General features: G+C 32.1%; 19 protein-coding genes. 3 read left to right on the top strand and 16 right to left on the bottom strand.

From position 1 onward, the window contains the following. Window positions 1–221: 221 nt before the first annotated feature. The 13 genes from G6N05_RS13570 to G6N05_RS13630 form a co-directional block, all read right to left on the bottom strand. Window positions 222–1,667 (bottom strand): TSUP family transporter, encoded by a 1,446-nt coding sequence (locus tag G6N05_RS13570; protein ID WP_166130655.1) that lies wholly within the window; start codon window positions 1,665–1,667, stop codon window positions 222–224. Further along, the gene (locus tag G6N05_RS13575; protein WP_166130659.1) at window positions 1,667–2,407 is read right to left on the bottom strand and encodes a DUF2490 domain-containing protein; all 741 of its coding nucleotides are present in this window, start codon (window positions 2,405–2,407) and stop codon (window positions 1,667–1,669) included. The genes G6N05_RS13570 and G6N05_RS13575 overlap by 1 nt, the downstream gene beginning before the upstream one ends. Beyond that, a complete protein-coding gene (locus G6N05_RS13580) occupies window positions 2,407–4,110 on the bottom strand; it encodes an NADPH-dependent assimilatory sulfite reductase hemoprotein subunit (protein WP_166130662.1) in 1,704 nt (567 codons plus the stop codon). Before G6N05_RS13580 ends, G6N05_RS13575 begins: the two co-directional genes overlap by 1 nt. Window positions 4,111–4,142: 32 nt before the next feature. After that, window positions 4,143–5,804 (bottom strand): diflavin oxidoreductase, encoded by a 1,662-nt coding sequence (locus G6N05_RS13585; RefSeq protein ID WP_166130667.1) that lies wholly within the window; start codon window positions 5,802–5,804, stop codon window positions 4,143–4,145. Then, a complete protein-coding gene (cobA, locus tag G6N05_RS13590) occupies window positions 5,794–6,612 on the bottom strand; it encodes a uroporphyrinogen-III C-methyltransferase (protein WP_166130669.1) in 819 nt (272 codons plus the stop codon). Before cobA ends, G6N05_RS13585 begins: the two co-directional genes overlap by 11 nt. A gap of 78 nt (window positions 6,613–6,690) precedes the next feature. Next, complete coding sequence (gene cysK, locus G6N05_RS13595) at window positions 6,691–7,602, bottom strand: cysteine synthase A (RefSeq protein ID WP_166130672.1); 912 nt, start codon at window positions 7,600–7,602, stop codon at window positions 6,691–6,693. Between the two features lie 42 nt (window positions 7,603–7,644). After that, on the bottom strand, window positions 7,645–8,460 hold the full coding sequence (gene epsC / locus G6N05_RS13600) for a serine O-acetyltransferase EpsC (RefSeq protein ID WP_166130676.1): 816 nt from the start codon (window positions 8,458–8,460) through the stop codon (window positions 7,645–7,647). Between the two features lies 1 nt (window position 8,461). Further along, window positions 8,462–9,694 (bottom strand): sulfate adenylyltransferase subunit 1, encoded by a 1,233-nt coding sequence (locus G6N05_RS13605; RefSeq protein ID WP_166130679.1) that lies wholly within the window; start codon window positions 9,692–9,694, stop codon window positions 8,462–8,464. A 46-nt stretch (window positions 9,695–9,740) separates the two neighbouring features. After that, the gene (gene cysD, locus G6N05_RS13610; protein WP_166130682.1) at window positions 9,741–10,646 is read right to left on the bottom strand and encodes a sulfate adenylyltransferase subunit CysD; all 906 of its coding nucleotides are present in this window, start codon (window positions 10,644–10,646) and stop codon (window positions 9,741–9,743) included. 56 nt (window positions 10,647–10,702) lie between these two features. Next, window positions 10,703–11,398 carry a phosphoadenylyl-sulfate reductase gene (locus G6N05_RS13615; protein ID WP_166130685.1) on the bottom strand — a complete coding sequence of 232 codons (696 nt, stop codon included), beginning with the start codon at window positions 11,396–11,398 and terminating at the stop codon, window positions 10,703–10,705. A gap of 477 nt (window positions 11,399–11,875) precedes the next feature. Further along, entirely contained in the window at window positions 11,876–13,369 is a 1,494-nt protein-coding gene (locus G6N05_RS13620) for a PLP-dependent transferase (protein ID WP_166130688.1), read from the bottom strand. Window positions 13,370–13,371: 2 nt separating this feature from the next. Continuing rightward, window positions 13,372–14,541 (bottom strand): trans-sulfuration enzyme family protein, encoded by a 1,170-nt coding sequence (locus G6N05_RS13625; protein WP_166130691.1) that lies wholly within the window; start codon window positions 14,539–14,541, stop codon window positions 13,372–13,374. 375 nt (window positions 14,542–14,916) lie between these two features. Further along, on the bottom strand, window positions 14,917–15,834 hold the full coding sequence (locus G6N05_RS13630) for a T9SS-dependent choice-of-anchor J family protein (RefSeq protein ID WP_166130695.1): 918 nt from the start codon (window positions 15,832–15,834) through the stop codon (window positions 14,917–14,919). 285 nt (window positions 15,835–16,119) lie between these two features. Here G6N05_RS13630 and metK point away from each other — a divergent pair, with 285 nt between their 5' ends. The 3 genes from metK to G6N05_RS13645 all read left to right on the top strand — a co-directional run bounded on the left by metK (window position 16,120) and on the right by G6N05_RS13645 (window position 19,210). Next, window positions 16,120–17,391: a methionine adenosyltransferase gene (metK, locus tag G6N05_RS13635; protein ID WP_166130699.1), complete on the top strand. Its 1,272-nt coding sequence runs from the start codon at window positions 16,120–16,122 to the stop codon at window positions 17,389–17,391. 329 nt (window positions 17,392–17,720) lie between these two features. Continuing rightward, window positions 17,721–18,215 (top strand): hypothetical protein, encoded by a 495-nt coding sequence (locus G6N05_RS13640; protein ID WP_205729765.1) that lies wholly within the window; start codon window positions 17,721–17,723, stop codon window positions 18,213–18,215. Window positions 18,216–18,229: 14 nt separating this feature from the next. Further along, window positions 18,230–19,210 (top strand): hypothetical protein, encoded by a 981-nt coding sequence (locus G6N05_RS13645; protein WP_166130706.1) that lies wholly within the window; start codon window positions 18,230–18,232, stop codon window positions 19,208–19,210. 465 nt (window positions 19,211–19,675) lie between these two features. Here the strand turns inward: G6N05_RS13645 and G6N05_RS13650 are convergent, their stop codons facing one another. The 3 genes from G6N05_RS13650 to fbaA form a co-directional block, all read right to left on the bottom strand. Beyond that, a complete protein-coding gene (locus G6N05_RS13650; RefSeq protein WP_166130710.1) occupies window positions 19,676–20,011 on the bottom strand; it encodes a hypothetical protein in 336 nt (111 codons plus the stop codon). A 287-nt stretch (window positions 20,012–20,298) separates the two neighbouring features. Continuing rightward, a complete protein-coding gene (gene accD / locus G6N05_RS13655; RefSeq protein ID WP_166130713.1) occupies window positions 20,299–21,153 on the bottom strand; it encodes an acetyl-CoA carboxylase, carboxyltransferase subunit beta in 855 nt (284 codons plus the stop codon). A 143-nt stretch (window positions 21,154–21,296) separates the two neighbouring features. After that, complete coding sequence (gene fbaA, locus G6N05_RS13660) at window positions 21,297–22,364, bottom strand: class II fructose-bisphosphate aldolase (protein WP_166130716.1); 1,068 nt, start codon at window positions 22,362–22,364, stop codon at window positions 21,297–21,299. Between the last annotated feature and the right edge of the window lie 30 nt (window positions 22,365–22,394).

The raw sequence follows: 22,394 nt of genomic DNA on the forward strand, positions 1-22,394 counted from the left end.
CTGTGGAAAATTTCCACATCATCATTCGAATAGTAAACATTGTATACTTCATTCTGATCTTATTGTTTTTTGATGGGGCAAATCTAGAATAATTTTCTGTTTAAAAAAATTATATAGATAAATTATCTAAATTTTATTATTTATTGAGCTGTAAATAGATTTTAAATCTAAAAATATCTTTTAATCGCCAAAATAATTCTACTAAAAAGAAAAAATCTAAGTTATGCTATTTTTAGTAACATCCTTATACTAAATACGATAACTAAAAACGCTACTAACAACAAAGCTGTTTTTTGTGGTAATTTTCCAGCTAGTCTTGCTCCTAAAGGCGCAGCTAAACCTCCTCCAATAATTAATCCCACAACGATATACCAATGACTCACACCAATAGAAGCAAAAAATGTAATGGATGCAGCCATCGTTACAAAAAATTCTGCTAAACTCACGGTTCCAATTACATATTTAGATTTTTTTCCTCTTGATAATAGCGTTGAAGTTACAATTGGCCCCCAACCTCCGCCTCCGAAAGCATCTAAAAAACCTCCAGCAAAACCTAAAAACCCGGTATTTTTACTTTTTCTATTTGGGATTTGTTTTCGAATGGCGATTCTTAACAAACTGAAACCCATAATCATGGTGTACGTTGCTAAAACTCCGTACGTAATTTTTTCATATTTACTACCAAAATACACCAAAAGCAAAGCTCCAGAAACAGCTCCGATTACACCAGGAATGACCAGCCACCAAAGTAATTTCTTGTTTACATTTCCGAATTTATAATGAGAAAATCCGCTAATTCCGCTTGAAAACATTTCCGCGGTGTGAATACTTCCACTTATGGCTGGCAATTTTATTCCTAACAGCATCATACTGGTAGAACACGTAATTCCATAACCCAAACCCACTGCACCATCTACCAATTGTGCAAAAAAACCAACCAATAACATTCCGTAAAAAGCATTTGGAATTTGGTTGGAATATTCTTTTACTTGGTCAATAGAAACAATTCCTGAAAACCCGTAACCTAAGAAAATAGCAAAAAACAAAAGTGTCAATTGAAACGTTAAGTTTTTATACTTCTTTTTTTCTGACTTTTTCTTCTCAAATACAGAAGTAACTTCATTCAAATCGGCTAGTTTTTGACTAAAATCTCCTTTATGTTGGTTTCTAAATTCATTTAATTGCGTGATGTTTTCTTCAATTTCATCTGGAATAACTTCTGTAAAATATTCACGTAATCTCTTGGCTAAAACTGGAGATTTTCCATTGGTTGAAATTGCAATTTTTAAGTTTCCTTTGTTTACAATCGAACCCAAATAAAAATCACATAAATCAGGTTGATCTGCTGCATTGACTTTAATTCCTTTTGCTTTTGCTAATTCCCTAACGTTTCGATTTACTTCTGGACTATCCGTTGTTATGATTACAAAATCTTTGTTTTCTAAATCCGTTTCTTCAAAAGCTCGTTCATAAAAAGAAATGTTTTCATTTTGATGAATAATCTCTTTTAACTTCGGATGAAAATAAGTGGCTACCAAGATGATAGTAATCTTAGGATTTTGTTTCAATAAGGTTTCTGTTTTTTCTAAGCCTACATTACCACCGCCCACAATTAAAAATTGAGCCGTTTCTGTTTTTAGAAAAACTGGAAATAGTGTGTTTGTCATTATTTATCTTTTTTAAAATCAATGTTATGAAAAATGGACAATCTTAAAATATCTCTGTTATAAAAATCAACTCCTGATTTTTGTTGTTGAAACCAATTCATATAACCCAATTCAAAAGCATAAGAATTATTTAGTTTATAATTGAAAGCTGCATAAATTCGGTTTTTATCGAAAGTATTTTTCACAATCTTATTACCCACATTAAACATGATTTCATCTTTAATTTTTAGAAGTAATTTTTCATTTCCTTCTTTTTTCCATATAGGAAAATCCAAACCCAATTGATAGCGCAATCGGAAATTTGAAAAGCGATAACCACCAACTAATCTGTCATTTTCAACATCGTGAAAAAATCTTGCTTCAGCTTTATAACGATGATTGATAGTTAAAAACCCTAATTTTTGTTTATTACTAAAACCAATATCTGGACGCAATTCGGGAACTGTTAAATTACTTTCAGAATTGGGAGTATTCGGATTTTGTAAAAACAATGTCATTCCGACAGAAGCCTTCCAATCTCCGAATACTTTTCTTTCTAAATTCGATCTAAAAACCAATTGATGTTGAGCCGTTGGATTATAAAACTGTCGTTCTTGAATTTCACTGTTTAAATTCCAATTCTCGTTAAACTTTAAATTATTATAATATCCATACCATATAAGCTGTTGATTTTCGACCTTTTTTTGCGCTAATAAAAATTCTGGAAGCAATAAAATAATTACTAAAATTATCTTCTTCATTAGTTTAAAATGGTTCTAAAAGTAAAATCTCCGAAAGTTTCATTTTCTAACTTCTCTTTTACATATTTTCCTAGTAAAACATCCACTTCCGCTAAAATTTGCGATTCGGTTTGTTTTTCTTTATAAATGGTATTCAAACGCGTTCCTAAACGATCGCCGCCTAACATGAAATTATATTGTTCCGGACCTGTTCCAACAAAACCAAGTTCTGATACATACGGACGACCACAACCATTTGGACAACCTGTCATTCTAATGGAAATTTCATCATTTGACAATTCGTATTTTGCTAAAATTGGTTCGATTTTAGTTACTAATTCTGGCAAGTAACGTTGTGCTTCTGCTAAGGCTAACGGACAAGTTGGTAAAGCCACACACGCCATAGAATTTTTTCGTAAAGCACTTACTTGTTTTTCAATATTGTGTTGCAATAACAAAGCTTCCACTCTTGATTTATAGCTTTCTTCAATCTCACCTAAAATCAGATTTTGATTTCCTGAAAAGATGAAATTATTAACATCCAACTGCGCCAATTCGTACAAAAATTGTTTCTGTTCCGGTTTTACCACTCCATGTTCAATAAACAACGTATAAAACCATTTTCCTTGGTGATTTTGTTCCCAGCCAAAACGGTCGCTTCTCTCTGTGAATGTGTATTTTCTTTCTGGTTCGAATTTGAATCCGATGCGATTTTCCAATTCTTTTTTGAAACCTTCCACGGTTAATTTATCGACTGTATATTTCAATCGAGATAATTTTCTGTCGACACGGTTTCCGAAATCACGTTGCACGGTTAAAATTTCGTACACGGCTTTTAGCGTTTTTTCTTCCGTATCTGTAAAACCAATAATACTTCCCAAACGAGAATACGTATTTGGATTTCCGTGAGTTGTAGCCAAACCACCACCAATTGCGATATTGAATCCTTTCAATACATCGTTTTCGATGATGGCGATTAATCCGATATCGTTGGTAAACACATCCACATCATTACTTGGTGGAATGGCGATGGCGATTTTGAATTTTCTTGGCAAATAGCGGTCTTCGTAAAGTGGATCCGCTTCCGAGGAACGTTCGTAAATTTTTTCACCATCGATAAAAACTTCGTAATACGATTGCGTTTTAGGCAAAAGCAAGGTTGAGATTTTATCCGCATATTCATAAATTTGTTGATGAATCGCTGAAATTTGCGGATGTGAACTCACAATTACATTTCTATTTACGTCGCCACACGCGGCAATTGAATCTAATTTTGCGGTGTTAAAAGCTTGAATTGTTGGTCGTAATTGGTGTTTTAACAAACCGTGTAATTGCACCGTTTGCCTTGTCGTAATTTTTAAAGTTCCTGTTCCGAATTGTTCCGAAATTTCGTGTGTCGCAATCCACTGATTGGCATTTATTACTCCGCCAGGAATTCTCAAACGAATCATAAAAGAATATAATTTGTCTAATTTTTTGGCGGCTCTTTCTGCTCTTCTGTCGCGGTCGTCTTGCACGTACATACCGTGAAATTTCACTAAAGTTTCGTCGTCTGGACGTACATTTCCGGTATGATTATCTAAATCGATACTTTCTTTTAATGTCCCTCTAAGACCGTCACTTTTGGTCTTTATATGTTCTACTGCTGATAATTTTTCGCTCATCTTTTTTTGTTTTTTTGAGGCATTAGCAAAAAGGCAGAAGGCAAAAGTTTCAATTTTCATTAACTTATCCCTTTTTACTTTTGCCTAATCACTTAATATACGTCTTTTTGATATTTTCCTTGATTTTCTAATTCCTCCAAAATTTGTTTGGCTTGTTCTTCCGAGATATTTCTTTCTTTTGAAATAACGGCAACAATGGCATTTTCTACATCTTGACTCATTGGATTTTTTTGTCCGCAGATGTAAATACTGGCTCCGTTTTCTAACCAAGCATTAAATTCATTTGCTTTTTCTCGAATTCTGTCTTGCACATAAATTTTTCGTTCTTGATCTCTTGAAAATGCTGTGTCTAATTTGGTCAGTACACCTGTAGTTAGCCATTCTTGGATTTCGGTTTGATAATAAAAATCTAAGACGAAATGTTGTTCCCCAAAAAACAACCAGTTTTTACCTTCGGCTCCCGTAACATCTCTTTCTGCTAAGAAACTTCTGAAAGGCGCAATTCCTGTTCCTGGACCAATCATTATAATATCTGTTTCTTCTTTTGGTAATCGGAAATTTTGATTTTTATGAATGTAAAATTCCAGTTGTTCATCGAGAGGAAAATCGGCTAAAAATTCTGAAGCTAAACCAGACTTCATCTTATCATTCACTTTAAACTTATTCAGACTTACGGTTAGATGTACTTGTCCGTCATGCGCTTCCGAAGACGAAGAAATCGAATACAATCGAGGAGATATTGGCAAAAGCAAAGCAATTACTTCTTCTAATTTTACCTTTTTAGGATTGTATTTTTGGATGATATCTAACAGATTTGCTTTCTCTTCGATAATTTCAATTTCAAACAACTTTGAAAAAGCTTCTAGTGATTTTTTTGACAAACCTCGAATATTTTTATCGGCAAGTATTGAATAATTTTCTTCACCGAAATACGTGGCAATGGCTTGAATTTCTGCTTCTTTATTTTTCGGAAAAACACCTAAAGCATCGCCAGGCTCGTAACTAATTTCCTCATCCGATTCAATTTCGATATGATACGTTTCTTTATTCGAACCTACATCATTCAGTACCACTTTATGACTAATTTTTCCTAAGTAATTTTTCTTAGCTGAAGAAACTGTTGCACTTGTTGGTTTGACTTCATTTGTTGCATTTGAACCTAAATTTTGAAAGGCTTTTTGTAAATCAGCTTCCCAAATTGAAACTGTTTCAGCAAAATCTACATCTGCTTTCACTAAAGGTAATAAGCGTTTCGCACCTTTTTCTGCTAAAACTTCATCTAATAAAATTCCTGCATTAGAAAACAACGGATAGGATGAATCTCCAAGTCCTAAAACAGCAAAAGAAACTTTATTTAAATTCGCATTTGATGCTTTTAATTTTTCGTAAAACGGAATGGCATTTTGAGGAAATTCGCCTTCACCTTGTGTGCTCATGACAAACAAAACCAAACTTTCTTTTTCCAATTTTGCCACATCATATTGAAACACATCAATCGCTTTAGCTTGAATTTTATTCTTTTTGAAAGTCGCCAATAAATTAGAAGCTACTTTTTTAGAATTTCCCGTTTCCGTTCCATAAATGATTAGAGGTTTTACTGCTACTGGAGCAAGAGTATTGCCTTCAGTAGTTCCTCCTAACAATTCCACTCGATCTAAAAAACCAGTTAAATAGCCTTTTGTCCAGATAATTTCTTCTTTTGAAGCATTTTGTGCTAATTGTTGTAATAATGATAGTTTTGTTTCAGACAGCATTTTTGTAACTATTTTTATGATTATCGAAATAAGATTCAACTATATTTTTTTCTGTGAACCATGCATATTGTTCGTGTAAATTCACCACTTTTCCTATAATTAATAAGGTCGGTACAAATTCAAATTCGGGTAACGATTTAGATTGAATAGCCTCAAAAGAAAACACATTTGTTTTTTGATTGGGTGTTGTTGCTTGTTGTACGACAGCTAAGCCTTTTTCTAAACTAATTTCTTGTTTTAGCAGTTGTTTTGTTAAGAAATCTAACCGTTGTCCGCTCATGTAAAACACTAATGTATCTTCCGTTGTGGCCCAATCTTGCCATTGATGACTTCCCACTTTATCCAAATCGTAAAGCGTTAAAAATCGGACACCTCTTGAAAAACCTCTTGCGGTTAGTGGAATTCCAGTATAAGCTGCGGCGCCAAAAGCAGCGGAAATTCCAGGAATAATTTCATAAGGAATTTCATGTTTTTTAACCGCTTGCAATTCATCTAACACATTTGAAAATAATGTCGCATCGCCACCTTTTAATCGCAGTACCAATTTTCCTTGCAAAGCGAACTCGACAATAAGTTCATTGATATCGCTTTGTGGTGTCCAAATGCCTTTTGAACATTGTTTTCCCACGTAAATGACTTCTGCCTCTTTGCGAGCATATTGTTCAATTAATATTGGCGACACCAATCTGTCAGTTAAAATCACATCGGCAGTTTGCAAATATTTTAAGGCTTTCAGACTTATTAAATCGGGATCTCCAGGGCCGGCTCCTGCCAAAATCACTTTCCCTTTTTTGTTAATTTGTATCATAATTATTTTAAAATTAGGCGTAGAAAGGGCTGTTCCGAGTCGAATCGAAATACAATTTCTACGATAAATTATTGATTTTTAGAACAAACCTTCTATAGAAAGATAGCGTTCGCCAGTATCATAATTAAAGGTTAGAACTACAGCATCATCTGGTAATGACGCTACTTTTTTGGCTACGGCTGCTAATGAAGCACCCGTTGAAATTCCGACTAAAATTCCTTCTAGTTTGGCAACATTTCTAGTGTATTCGAACGCTTCCTCTTTTGACACTTGAATGACCTCATCAATTAAATCGCTGTGGTAATTTTCTGGAACAAATCCGGCGCCAATTCCTTGTAGTGGATGTGGAGCTGGAGTTCCACCACTTAAAACTGGGGATAATTCTGGTTCCACAGCAATGATTTTTACATTTGGAAACTTTGCTTTTACCACTTTAGCCACTCCTGAAATATGTCCGCCCGTTCCTACTCCAGTAATTATATAATCTAATCCGTTTGGAAAATCGTTTAAAATTTCTTGCGCTGTGGTTCTTTGATGAACAACTACATTTGCTGGATTTTTAAACTGTGATGGCGACCAAGAATTTGGTGTTTCAGCAACTAATTCGGCAGCTCTTTCTATGGCGCCTTTCATTCCTTTTTCACGTGGTGTTAAATCGAATTCTGCTCCGTAAATTTCCATTAATTTTCTACGTTCAACACTCATCGATTCTGGCATTACTAGAATCACTTTATAACCTTTAACAGCTGCAACTAATGCTAATCCAATTCCAGTATTTCCTGAAGTAGGTTCGATAATTACGCTATTTGGATTTAATAAATTTTTAGCTTCTGCATCTTCAATCATCGCTAAAGCAATTCTGTCTTTTATGCTATTGCCTGGATTGGTTCTTTCTAATTTAATCCATACATTTTTATTCGCACCATAAAGTTTATTGATTTTTACTACTGGTGTATTTCCTATGGTTTCTAATATATTATTTGTCTTCATTTTGTTTTATTTTTATTGTGTTATTTACTTGTTTTATTTTTGTTAAATCACATAATTTAAGGCTTCTGGAAACTCGCTTTTCTTTTTAATTTCGATTTCACTTTTATGATATACCAAAGAATTTTCAGGAACAGAATGTGTTAACCAAACATTTCCTCCAATTACTGAACTTACTCCGATTGTTGTATTTCCTCCTAAAATTGTAGCATTTGCATAAATTGTTACATTGTTTTCAATGGTTGGATGTCTTTTTGCTGAAGCATTATCTTTTGAAACGGACAAAGCTCCGAGTGTTACTCCTTGATAAATTTTAACATTATTTCCAATTTTGGTGGTTTCTCCGATTACGATTCCTGTTCCGTGATCGATGAAAAAATTCTCTCCAATTTCGGCTCCTGGATGAATATCGATTCCAGTTCTGCTATGCACATATTCCGTAATAATTCTCGGAATAATGGGAATATCTAGTTTCCAAAAAATATTCGCAATTCTGTAAGCCGTAATGGCAAAAAAACCTGGATAAGCGATTAAAACTTCTTCTTTAGATTTTGCGGCTGGATCAAAATTTATGATGGTTTCTAGATCGTTAATCAGAACAAAATGAATTTGCTCTAGACTATCGAAAAAATAATTTGAATTCACTAAAACTTGATTCGTATCATCCGTAACTTTTGCTAAAATGTCTTGCAACTTTAATTGAATCAACTTTTCTTTATTCTGAAAAAATCGGTAATTAGAATATTCTTGACTGATATCGAATAGCCAATTAATCAACTCATCCACCCATTTTTCGACTTGTCTTTTATTGATTGGGCTTTTCGCTCTTTCCTGATTTCTGATGTAAATGGAATATGACATATTATAAAAACATTAAGGCGCCAACCGTGTTATTACTAGTTTCATCAATTAGAATCGCATTTCCTGATTTCGGATTTTTATCAAACGCATCATAAAACAAAGGCTGATTTGTACGCAACCTAATTTGAGCGATATCATTTAATTTTATTTCCGTTTCGTTGGTAAATTCCCAATCGTTGATGTTCCATTTTTGGTTGACTTCTTGAATTTTCACGCGAACATTTTTAAATCGGTGTTGCAACAAATACGTTTTTCCTACTTGCAATGGTGTGTTGTCTAACCAAGAAATCCAAGAATTAATTTGAGTGGATTCTGTTGGTAATTCATGGTATAAAACGACAGAATCACCACGGCTAATATCAATATTATTTTCAAAATGCAACACAATATTATCGCCTGCTTTCGCTACTTGAATGCTTTCCAAATTCTTCTCAATTTTTACAATTTTAGTTGCCATATTCGCTGGCAAAATAATTACTGTATCGCCCACTTTATAATTTCCACTTAAAACCAAACCAGCATAGCCGCGATAATCGTGATTGGCTTCATCCTTTGGACGAATTACCCATTGCACTTGAAATCGAGAGGCTAAATCTTCTGTCGTTTCTGTTTCAATAGATTCTAAAGTTTCTAACAAAGCTTTTCCTTCGTACCAATCTGTGTTTTCAGATTTCGTTACAATATTATCGCCAACCAAAGCACTTACTGGTATGTAATGAATTTCATTGAAATTTAATTCGGACTTAATACTCTCGAAATCAACTTTAATTTGATTGAAAGTTGCTTCAGAATAATTTAGTAAATCGATTTTATTAATGGCGATAATTGCTTTTTTAATTCCCATTAGCGAACCAATACTCGCATGACGTTTTGTTTGTTCTGTAATTCCTTTTCGAGCATCGACTAAAATGATAATCAAATCGGAATTTGAAGCGCCAGTTATCATATTTCTAGTATATTGTTCATGACCTGGTGCGTCGGCGATGATGAATTTTCTTTTCTTAGTGGAAAAATATTTATAGGCTACATCAATTGTAATTCCTTGTTCGCGTTCTGCTCGAAGTCCATCTGTAATTAGAGATAAATCGATATCTACACCTTCTTGTTTCGTTTGTTTCTTCAAAACGCCCAATTGATCGGTGTGAATACTATCGGAATCATATAAAAGTCGACCTATTAAAGTGCTTTTACCGTCATCTACATTTCCTGCTGTTATAAATCGTAATGTGTTCATTTTCTTTTGTTTTTTATTAATTGTGACAACTCACGAGTTGTCATTACTAGAAATATCCTTGTTTTTTTCTGTCTTCCATGGCTGCTTCAGATAATTGATCGTCTAATCGAGTTTGTCCTCTTTCGCTGACTCTAGTTTGAATGATATCGTCAATTATATCTTGAATTGTTGCCGCTTCGGAAGGAACTGCTGCTGTACATGTCATGTCGCCAACTGTTCTGTATCTTACTTTTTCCACCACAACCGTATCATTTTCTAAAGGTTGGATGAATTTTGAAGTCGCCACCAATTTATCTTGGTGGACAATACATTCTCTTTCGTGAGCAAAATATAAACTTGGTAACTCGATGTTGTATTTTTGAATGTAGTTCCACACGTCTAATTCTGTCCAATTGCTGATTGGGAATACGCGAACATTATGACCTTTTTTCACTTTTCCGTTTAAAATATCCCATAATTCTGGACGTTGTAATTTTGGATCCCATTGTCCGAAATCATCTCTAACTGAAAAAATACGTTCTTTTGCTCTGGCTTTTTCTTCATCGCGTCGAGCGCCACCAATGCAGGCATCAAATTCATTTTCTTCGATGGCATCTAAAAGCGCGTAAGTTTGTAACGCATTTCTTGATGGGAAACGACCGGCAGTTTCTTTCAAATTGTATTTTTTGATGCTGTCTTCTACTGAAGCTACGATCAGTTTTTCACCAATTTGATTCGCCAAATAATCTCTGAATTCGATGGCTTCTGGAAAATTATGACCGGTATCAATATGAACTAATGGAAAAGGAAATTTCCCAGGACGAAAAGCTTTTAGTGCAAGATGTACTAACACAATTGAATCTTTTCCGCCAGAAAAAAGCAAAGCAGGTTTTTCAAATTGTGCGGCTGTTTCACGAAGAATATAAATCGCTTCGTTTTCTAATTGTTCTAGATAATTATGTTTTTGACTCATTTGTTTTTTGTTTCAAGTTTCAAGTTATTTTTGTTTCAGATTGTTTGAACCTGATTTTATTTATGTAATCCACATTCTTTTTTGGATTGATCTTCCCACCACCAGCGGCCGGCTCTGAAATCGTCGCCACGTTGTATGGCTCTTGTACAAGGTGCGCAGCCAATACTAACAAATCCTTCATTGTGTAAAAGATTATAGGGAACTGCGTTTTGTTTTAAATATTCGATTACTTCATCGGTTGTCCAGTTTAATAAAGGATTGAATTTGTAAAGTTGTTTTTCTTCGTCCCATTCTATTTCTCTTACGGAATTTCTATTGTTGGATTGTTCTGCTCGTAAACCTGTAATCCAAATTGAAGCTCCAACTAAAGCTCGTTTTAAAGGTTCAACTTTTCGAAGGGAACAGCATTCTTTTCTTAACTCTACTGAATTATAAAAAGCGTTAATTCCGTTTTCGTTGATATATTTTTCAATGGATTCTGAATTCGGATAGTAAGCCTTAATTTTTGTATTGTATTGCAATTGCGTTTTATCCCAAACGGAATAGGTTTCTGGAAAAAGTCGGCCTGTATCTAATGTAAACACTTCGATATTTTTAATGTTTTGTGAATAAATAGCGTGAGAAATGACTTGATCTTCGATTCCGAAACTCGTTGAAAAAACTATTTTTCCTTGAATTAAATTGGATATTTGTTTTAGTTTTTCTTCCAACGTTTTACTTTCTGCTACTATTTTTAATAAATTTTCTTGCATTTTGATTTTAGTTTAAATAAAAAAAGCTCCTTCAAATTGAAGGAGCTCATACTAGTGTTTTGATATATACAAATACAGTGTTACGGCTCCTTTTTAAGAAAGCACGCACAACAAGCTGAAGTTGAAACTGTATTTTGTATTGAAGTTGAAATCATTTTATTTTTGTATTTATTTAAGTATTGGATATAAAAAAAGCCTCTGCGAAACAGAGGCTTTTAGCTATTTTAAAAATTTAAAATTAGGCAATAGGCAGCTCTGTGGAAATTTTCCCCATACAACAACACATATTGCAAACTGTAAATATCATTTTCTTATTATTTATGGTGCAAAGATAGATTAATTTTCTTTAAAACCAATTTTTATAGATTAATTTTCTATATTTTGTTATTAATTATTCTTTTTAATGAAAATATAATTTATTAATATACTTTTAATAGATTATTTTTCTTTTTTAAGATTCGATTCTAATTTTTTAACTTATTCCAACACCAATTGGAAAGCTTTGATAATATTTTCAATAGGTTCTGTACCAACAGAAATTCGCAATAAATTCGGATTTATTCCTAATTTCTTCAACACATGCAAACCCATTTCCGACTTTAAATACTCATAATGCGCTAGATATACGTATGGCATTGCTAGCGTAAATTCTGTTCCTAAACTAGGACCTTTTGCCACTTGTAATTTGTCGTAATAAAAGGCTAAATCTTTATCAAAAACCACTGACAATAATCCTGGAACATTATTTCCGATTTGGATTTTAGAAAAATTCTCGGAACTAGCTTCATGAAAAACACTTTTAATTTCAAGCACTTTTGGTTGTTTTTTTAGAAAATTATATAGTAAAGTCGTGTTTTCAGAAATTTTACGAACTCGATTTTCATACGCTAAAATTTCAAAACCTAACCTTTTGATTTCACCTTCGAAAGGCGGAATTACATTTTTTTTAAGTAGCGGAATTAAACTTTCATCTTTTACTATAATTGCTCCGAAAAGCAAATCGGCATTACCGCAAGCGAACTTGGTTAAACTTTCCACAGCCAAATCACAATACGGCAAAACATCCACACAAAAAGGCGTTGCTAATGTGTTATCTACAATTAATTTAATTGAAAAACGCGAACAAATTTCATACAATCTTGGCAAATCTACACATTGCAAAAGCGGATTACTCACTACTTCAGTAATAAGAACAGCTACATTTTCATGATTTTTTTCAAGCCAATTTTCTAGTTGAACTAAATCGAAAATATTAATTTGAACGTGAGAATATTCATTTCTTTCGATAATTTCCATCGTATCGACATACAACCAACCTAATTGTACAATTTTAGTTTTTCCGAATTCTTTTTGGATAGAAACCAATGTTTCAGTTGCCGCAAATAAAGCATTCATTCCGCAATTGGACAAAATAATTTTCTCTGATGAAGTTCCGTAAGCTTTACTCAATGTGTTTTTAATATTGAAAATCGCTTGTTCTTCGGAAACATTTTCTTCTTCAAATATGGAATCAATTAAATTAAATTCATATAAAGTTGCTTCAGCTTTTCTGGAACTAATAATTAATCCAGTATTCCGGATAAAATCGGTATATTTTTGGGCGTTTTTATCATTGGAATCTATAATTAAAAATACATTTTTACTCTTGTCTTCTATACAATTTAAAGCAACATTAAAAACGCTTTCAAGTATATTTTTAGCATGAATAGAAACAATTGGAATTAGTTTTTCTTCATCCGAAATACGATATTTTTCTCTTATAAATTGCGTCAATTGTTTCACAAACTGATTTTGAAAAAAACGCGGATAGCCCGATTTCATCTTATCAATCACTTCCGATTTACCTTCTTCATAATCAATCACATCTTGAATTTTTGGTAAACTCACTGAAACGGAATGTGGATTATACAAAGGAATATTTTCTCCGCAAGGAATTTCACAGAAATAGTCACTAATTACTTCATTACTCATAACTAAACACATTTACTCGTTTCTACTTTAAAGGCTTGTTGAATATCTGCAATTAAATCGTCAATGTTTTCCAATCCAACTGAAATTCTGACTGTTGCATGCGTCAATCCGATTTTTTTCAAATCTTCTTCTGAATACGTGGCATGACTCATTTTTGAAGGGATTTCTAAACGAGAATCAGATGTTCCGAAAGACACTTTTTCTCCGAATAACTTCGTGTTTTGAATTAATTGTTCTGCTTTTTCTACCGATTTTAAAGTGATGGTTAAAACCGAAGGAATAATTTTCATTTGACTTTTCGCCAATTCATATTGAGGATGCGATGGTAATCCAGGAAATTTCACATCAATAACATCAGAAAGTGTATTTAAAAATTCTGAAAGTTGAATCGCGCTTTGTTCTTGTGTTTTCATTCTGTACACTAATGTTGGCAAACCTAAAGACACTAAAAAAACATCAAAAGGACTTTGTGCTCTTCCGTGTGCATTGGAGAAATAGTTCAATCGTTCCGACCAATGTTCTGTTTTAGCCACAATCGCTCCAGCCACAACACTTCCATGACCAGAAATAAATTTTGTTGCAGAAAACAAAGAAAAATCCGCACCTAAATCTAAAGGTTTTTGCGAGGCAAATGTGGCCATGCTATTATCTACTGCAAATAAAGTATTGTGTTTTTTACTTAAATCAGCTACCGATTTCAAATCCACAATTTTCAAACTTGGATTCGTTGGTGATTCGCATAAAATTAATTTAACTTCGTTTTGTTGCAAAGCAATTTCCACTTCAGATAAATCCGTAAAATCTGCATAACAGGTTTTTACCTCATATTTCTCTAATAAAATATTTAACAATCTGTAGGTTCCGCCGTAGCAATCTCTTTCTACCAAAATGGTGTCACCCGATTTTAAAACCGTATCGAACAATAAAGCTAAAGCCGAAACACCCGTATTCGTACAAACGCAACCTGCGCCGTTTTCTGCCAAAGCGAAAATATCTTCTAAAGCGTTTCGGGTTGGATTATCTGTTCTAGAATAATCGTAGTTTTTATTATTTGGAAATTGTCTTTTTTGATCAAAAGTTGCTGTGTTGTAAATTGGCAAATGAGTCGCACCGTAAGCGTCGACTAAATTGGAATGTTGTGCTATATTAGCTAATAATGTTTCAAGTTGCATGTTATATGTGTTTTATGTTTAGACAAAAAAAAACCTCTACAAAAGCAGAGGTCTATTTATATTATTAATTTAGATTTAACAAATAGAATACCCTGCGGAAATTTTCCACATCATCATATGTTTCATCATTTTATTATTCCCTAATTGCATGTTGTTGTTTTTTAACGAGGCAAAAATAGAATAATTTTCTAATAAAATAAATATTTTAGTTAAATTATCTAAATTTTACTATTTTGTAATTGTTATTTAGATTTTTTATCTACAAAACTTAAAATTTAGCATTAAAAACTTTATTTACATACAAAAAATTCGGAATAACAAATTGAACATCAATTCATTATTCCGAATTTTAAAATTTATAAATTATTTGTATTCTTAGTTTTTTACAAATTTAGAAGTTCCAACACCATCTAAAGTATTGATTTTTAAGAAATAAATCCCAGCAGTTAAATCTCCTACAGAAACACTCGTTACATTGGAATTAATTTCTTTAACAACTCTTCCATTTATATCAATAATTGAAACTTTAGTTATTTCAGAATTATTTGAACTTGATATGTTAATCACATCATTTACTGGATTTGGATATACTGAAAAATTATTTTTAAAGAAACTATCAGTACTTAAAGGCCTATCAACTGAAAAAGTATCTATACCAATAATATCAGAATTAGCTCCAGAAGGACCACCATTAGTTACAAAATATCTAAACGCAAATTTAACAGGAGTTGCAGAAACCAATCCAGAAACAGTATATGAATATTGAGTCCAAGTTTTTGGATAAACAAATCCAGCTACTAAAGTTGGATTAATAGTCAAACACACTGTAGTAAACGAACCAAGTCCAGCAGAACCGCCAGAAGGTAAAACAGTTGCTGTTGAACTCATTCTTAATTCTAATCTATCTGGAAAATCACCTGCCCCATCTGTTCCTTTGCGAGAATAAAACGTAACAATATCACCATTTTGAACCGTAATGTCTGGAGTAATCAACCAATTGCTAATTGTTCCCGCACCGGTAGTACTGTTAAAATTGACCAAAGCGAAAGAGTTATTACCTCCAGCTTGTCCCATAGGAAGGGTAGTTGTGTTTCCACTTCCAAATATCGCACTCGCTAATGGCAAAGTAAAGGACGAATTCGACCATGTTGAAGCTCCAGCAGGAGAACTTTGGTTTGTTTGTTGCCATCCAGCAGATAGCATAGCAGCAGTTGTTCCATCAAAACCGAAAGCAAATTGATTTTGAGATATTCCCAAAAATGGCAACAAAAGTAAAAGTAAAGTTTTTTTCATAAATAGTTTGATTTTAATTAAGTACTAAATTTATTGAATCAAAATAACAAAACGGTATTATATCGACATAAGACATATAATAATCGATAAAATACATTATTTAGTAAAAAAAACTAAAACAACTATTTGGATTTCAAATACATTTCATACATTTGCACCAGAATTAAAAGAGGAAAAATTTGAACTGATTGCAACCTCGTTAAAAAAATGCTAAAGCAGAAACCCTCCTTTAGTATTTACCTGCAATTTTTTCGTTTATTATTTATATAATTTATTTTTATAATTATGGCATATTTATTTACGTCGGAATCTGTTAGTGAAGGACATCCAGACAAAATTGCAGATCAAATTAGTGATGCATTAATTGACAACTTTTTAGCATTTGACCCAGCGTCAAAAGTAGCTTGTGAAACTTTAGTAACAACTGGACAAGTAATTTTAGCTGGTGAAGTAAAGTCTTCTACTTATTTAGATGTTCAAACTATTGCACGTGATGTAATCAGAAAAATTGGTTACACAAAAAGCGAATATATGTTTGAAGCAAACTCTTGTGGAGTTTTATCTGCAATTCATGATCAATCTGATGATATTAACAGAGGTGTTGACAGAGCTGCTGCAACTGATTTCGAATCAAAAGCAAATGCACAAGGAGCAGGTGACCAAGGAATTATGTTTGGTTATGCTACGAATGAAACGGTTGATTTAATGCCATTAGCTTTAGACTTAGCTCATAAATTATTACAAGAATTAGCAGAATTAAGAAGAGAAAATTCAGCTATTACTTATTTACGTCCTGATGCAAAATCTCAAGTAACATTAGAATATAACGACGATAACATTCCTGTTAGAATTGACTCAATTGTAGTTTCAACTCAGCATGATGATTTTGACGAAGAAACTTCTATGTTAGCAAAAATTAAGAAAGATATTATTGACATCTTAATTCCTAGAATTTTAGCGAAATATCCTCAATACGCTCATTTATTTAATGACAAAATTGAATACCACATTAACCCAACTGGAAAATTCGTAATTGGTGGACCACACGGAGATACTGGATTAACAGGTAGAAAAATTATTGTGGATACTTATGGTGGAAAAGGCGCTCACGGTGGTGGTGCTTTTTCTGGAAAAGACCCAAGTAAAGTAGATAGAAGTGCCGCTTATGCTGCACGTCATATTGCTAAAAACCTAGTAGCTGCTGGTATAGCTAGTGAAGTTTTAGTTCAAGTTTCTTATGCTATTGGTGTTGCAAAACCTTGTAACATTTATGTAAACACTTACGGAACAGCTAAAAATGGTTTATTGGATTCTCAAATTTCTGATAAAGTAGCGCAATTGTTTGACTTAAGACCTTACGCAATTGAGCAAAACTTAAAATTAAGAACTCCAATTTATAGTGAAACTGCAGCTTACGGACACATGGGACGTAAAAATGAAGTAGTGACTAAAACGTTTAAATCTCCAAATGGTGATATTAAAACGATTGAGGTAGAATTATTCACTTGGGAAAAATTAGACAGAGTTGCAGATATTAAAACTGCTTTTGGAATATAAAGCCTCACCCCAACCCTCTCCAAAGGAGAGGGAGCAAGAAAAGCTAAATATATTACATAAAAAAATCCCGATTTTCAATTGAAAATCGGGATTTTTTATTTTAAATTAGCATGCTCACAAAAACAAGATCCGACTTTACGTAATTTTAATAAAACACAATCAATACAATAATTAAAAGTGATTTTTAATATTTTTTTAAAATTAAAATCTGCTTAATCTACTTACATTTAATAATCATTATGGAATTAATAGCGCTTCTTTTTAACTTAATATTTTCCTTAGTTAAATTGGCAATTCTTACTAGCGTACATGCAACCATTTCCTTGTTTTTGTTTAATTTATTAAATATTTTTTATCCAAAAAACCAGTTTTCTAAAATCGCAGAAAACAAGACTCTGTATTGGTTTAAAAGTAGTCTTGTAATTTCTATATTTATTTTTATATTTTCGTTTACTTATTGGGGAGATAACGGTGTTTTTAACACTTACAGAATCCCATTAGGTTACGAAAGAGAGATTTTAGAATCTAATGACGGCTTAGGACATGAACTAATTGGATGTCCAGAATCTTTAGGGGATTTTACTATAACGGAAAATAATGTCTGTGGTTACAAAGCAACTTATGTAGGGGATAGTTTTAAAACTAAAAGCGACGTATTCCTTGTTTGGAATTTAGAAACCAACAAAGTCAAAGTTTTTAAAACTCAACAAGAATATACTGATTATGCAAAAAACCATCATTTACCAACAGAAGAGAATTTTAAAACTTTCGATGAGAACTATTCGAACTATTGGGATAATTTAACTTACTACTTCATAATTTAAAAAGCAACCTATTTATGAATATCATAAAAAAAGAATATATCGGAATTTTGTTAGGTGCATTGTATACCATATTATTTCGGTATCTAGATGGATTTCATTTTGAAAGTGTTTTAATTACCATTGATTTTAGTGTCAACTCCTTTACCTTTTTTTTATTGGTGCCGATGGTAGTTGGGATTCTACCAATTCTGATTGCGCAAAATGAGATTGACAATTCGAGATGGAAACATTTTCTTTACCCAATAATCAGTAATTTATTTTTCATTGTTTATGCACTCCTTTTTAAACTAGAAGATTTAGGATGCGGCATAATAATCTTGCCTCCTTTACTACTTGTTTCTGGTATTATTGGTTTGTTAGTTGGCTTGCTTCTTAAGAGAAAAAACAATAATAAATTATATTCCGTTTTATTCCTGCCTTTTTTATTTGTTCCAATAGAAAATTTAATTACAAATCAAGATATTAGTCATGATGTTGAATCAAATATTATCATAAACAACAACAGTACTTATATTTGGAATAATATTATTGAAGTGCCAGAAATTAAAAAACATGAATACCAACGCGGCTTTTTTAGTTATATCGGTATTCCCTATCCAATAAAATCGAAAATCGAAATTATCGGTAATGAAAAATTCAGAATGGGCTATTTTTCTGACGGATTAATATTGGCAGAATCTATCGAAGAAATGGAGCCGAATAAAATGATTCGTTTCAAAATCCATATTGATAAATCGAAATTGAGAAACACTCCAATGGACCAACATGTATTAAAAAATGATTACTTTCAATTTAGTTCTATTTCTTATCATTTAAAACAAGTAGGAAATGGACAAACAAAATTAACTCTCAAATGCAAATACAAAATTAATTCGATGATGAATGCTTATGCTAATTTTTGGGCTTACCATATTATCAAAGACTTTGAAGTAAGACTTTTAAACGCATTACAAGTAAAATTTGATCGTAAAGTATTAAAAACTGTTCATTCTTAAAAATTGAAATTCCTGCAACCAATAGTTCTCCTCCTTTTATAATAGTTTCAAGTGTTTGTGCTTGAATGAAGTTGGAGAAGAGTAGTAATAATATTATCTTTTTCAATTATTCTTATTTTTTAGAAAAATTCATTGAATCTCAAATATGAATAAAATAAAATATTTAACTTTATTATTAGTATTAAAGATGTTAATATCAAAAACTATTATTTGAAATTAAATTTTTAAAAATAACACTTAAAGATTTTAAAACTATATAATAACAATCTAAACCAATGAATTATATAACAAAAAAGACAATATTATCATTAAAATCAATATCACTATATCAAGTGAAATATTTTTCTTTTTTATATATTCATCATTTTTAAACGACCGATAAATCTGGTTTGCTTTTAAAAATAATGTTGTTAGAATTAAAGAAATAATACTATATTTATATATCATACTTTCTGAATTAGATTATTAATTTTGATATGCTTCGTTCATACACAAACCAAAAGATATTACAGCAATACCAACTCCTATTGGTCCTAGAAATCTTTTTGCAACACCAGTAAAAGCAGTAGTCATTGCGCCTATCGACCAGCTAGAAGCGCCTGAGAAAGCTAAAGAATTTAGAGCATCTGCCCCAATTGCACCTAAAGCACAATTAATGAACTCGTTTCTGCTTATTTTTGATGTTTCGCTAGATTGAATTATTGCTAATTCTCCTTTTTCTATAGGTAAATTAGGAGAAAAGCTACTATAAAAAATCAAATCAACATCTTCAATTGAAGTTAAAAAAATATTTTTTAACATTTAAAATGCATTATAACTGTTTAATTAGAATAAAATAGACATAATAGGACGTGATAACAAACCCTAAAAACATTATTAAATCTAAAAAAGTATCACTTACTTTTTTAGATTGTTTTTCTTTTACTTTATTATAAATGTTATTTATCCAATTTATAAATAACAAGCCAAAAAAGAGTTTAAAAAAAATTTCCTTTTACTATATTTTAATCATTATTTTCTCCATATAAACAATAAACTTTAAGCATAAAAAATCCCGACTTTCAATTGAAAATCGGGATTTTTATATTTTATCTAATTTCTTGATTTAAGATTAAATCAACATACATGTTAATTTTGTCTTTTAATTCTTTTCTGTGCGAAATGAAATCTAAGAAACCGTGGTCTAATAAGAACTCAGAAGTTTGAAAACCTTCAGGTAAATCTTTTCCAGTTGTATCTCTTACCACACGTGGTCCAGCAAAAGCTACTAAAGCTCCAGGTTCTGCGATATTGATATCTCCTAACATGGCATAAGAAGCCGTAGTTCCACCAGTTGTTGGATCTGTACATAATGAAATGTATGGTAATTGTGCCTCTGCTAATTGTGCTAATTTTGCTGAAGTTTTTGCTAATTGCATTAATGATTGTGCTGCTTCCATCATACGAGCACCACCCGATTTTGAAATCATTACAAATGGTAATTTATGTTTCATAGAATAATTGATTCCACGAGCAATTTTTTCACCTACAACTGCACCCATTGAACCACCAATAAAAGCAAAATCCATACAACAAATAACGATGTCGTTACCTTTTGATTTTCCAACTGCAGTTCTCACCGCGTCTTTTAGTTTTGTTTTTTCAGAAACTTCTTTTAAACGGTCGCTATATTTTTTAGTATCTACGAAATTTAATGAATCTACAGAAGTTAAATTCGCATCTAATTCTTCAAATACGTTATCGTCGAATAAAATTTGAAAATATTCAGCACTACCAATTCTTACATGATAATCATCTTCTGGACTCACCCATAAGTTTCTTTCTAATTCATCAGAATCAACAATTTTTCCTGTTGGAGATTTATACCACAATCCTTTTGGAACATCTTTTTTATCTTCAGTTGCGGTGGTAATTCCTTTTTCTTTTCTTTTAAACCAAGCCATAATATTAAGTTAGAAGTCGGAAATTAGAAGTTAGAAGTTGCCTTCGTTGCTACTAATTTCATACTATTTTTAATTTATTTTAATTTTTGATTTGAAGTTTGGAGATGGAAAAAGCTTCCTGCTTCAAACTTCAAACTTCCTGCTTATAATGTATTCACGTTATTTAAATCGGCGAAAGCCTGTTCTAATCTTTTGTTAAAAGTTAATTCCCCTTCACGAATCCATTTTCTTGGATCGTAATATTTTTTATTTGGAAGTTCGCTTCCTTCTGGATTTCCAATTTGAGTTTTTAAATATTCGATGTTATTTGTGATATAATCTCTAGCACCTTCAGTGAAAGCAAATTGTAAATCAGTATCAATATTCATCTTAATTACCCCGTAAGAAATAGCTTCTCTAATTTCTTCTAAAGTTGAACCAGAACCACCGTGGAAAACAAAATCTACTGGATTTGGACCTGTATTGAATTTATTTTGAACGAATTCTTGAGAATTTTTTAAGATTTTCGGAGTTAATTTCACATTTCCTGGCTTGTAAACACCGTGAACATTTCCGAAAGAAGCTGCGATGGTGAAACGTGGACTAATTTTCATTAATTCTTCGTATGCATAAGAAACTTCTTCTGGTTGTGTGTATAATTTAGAGCTATCTACATCTGTATTATCTACACCATCTTCTTCTCCACCAGTAATACCTAATTCGATTTCTAAAGTCATACCCATTTTACTCATACGAGCTAGATATTGTTTACAAAGTTCGATATTTTCTTCAATTGGCTCTTCTGATAAGTCAATCATATGAGAAGAATATAATGGTTTTCCTGTAGCTGCGAAATGTTTTTCAGACGCATCTAACAAACCATCAATCCAAGGTAATATTTTTTTAGCACAATGGTCAGTATGTAAAATTACAGTTGCACCATAAGCTTCTGCCAAAGTGTGAACATGAATTGCACCTGCAATTGAACCTAAAATAGCTGATTTTTCATCAACATTAGAAAGTCCTTTTCCTGCGTTAAATTGTCCACCACCATTAGAAAACTGAATAATCACTGGAGCATTTAATTTTGCTGCTGTTTCTAAAACACCATTTACAGTGCTATTTCCTGTTACATTAACTGCAGGTAAAGCGAAGCCTTTTTCTTTTGCATATCTAAAAATTTCTTGAACTTGATCTCCTGTAGCTACTCCTGGTTTAATAGTATGACTCATAGTGCGTTTTTTTATTTAATAATTTAAGTG

The sequence above is a fragment of the Flavobacterium bernardetii genome (assembly GCF_011305415.1).
Classification (GTDB): Bacteria; Bacteroidota; Bacteroidia; order Flavobacteriales; family Flavobacteriaceae; genus Flavobacterium; species Flavobacterium bernardetii.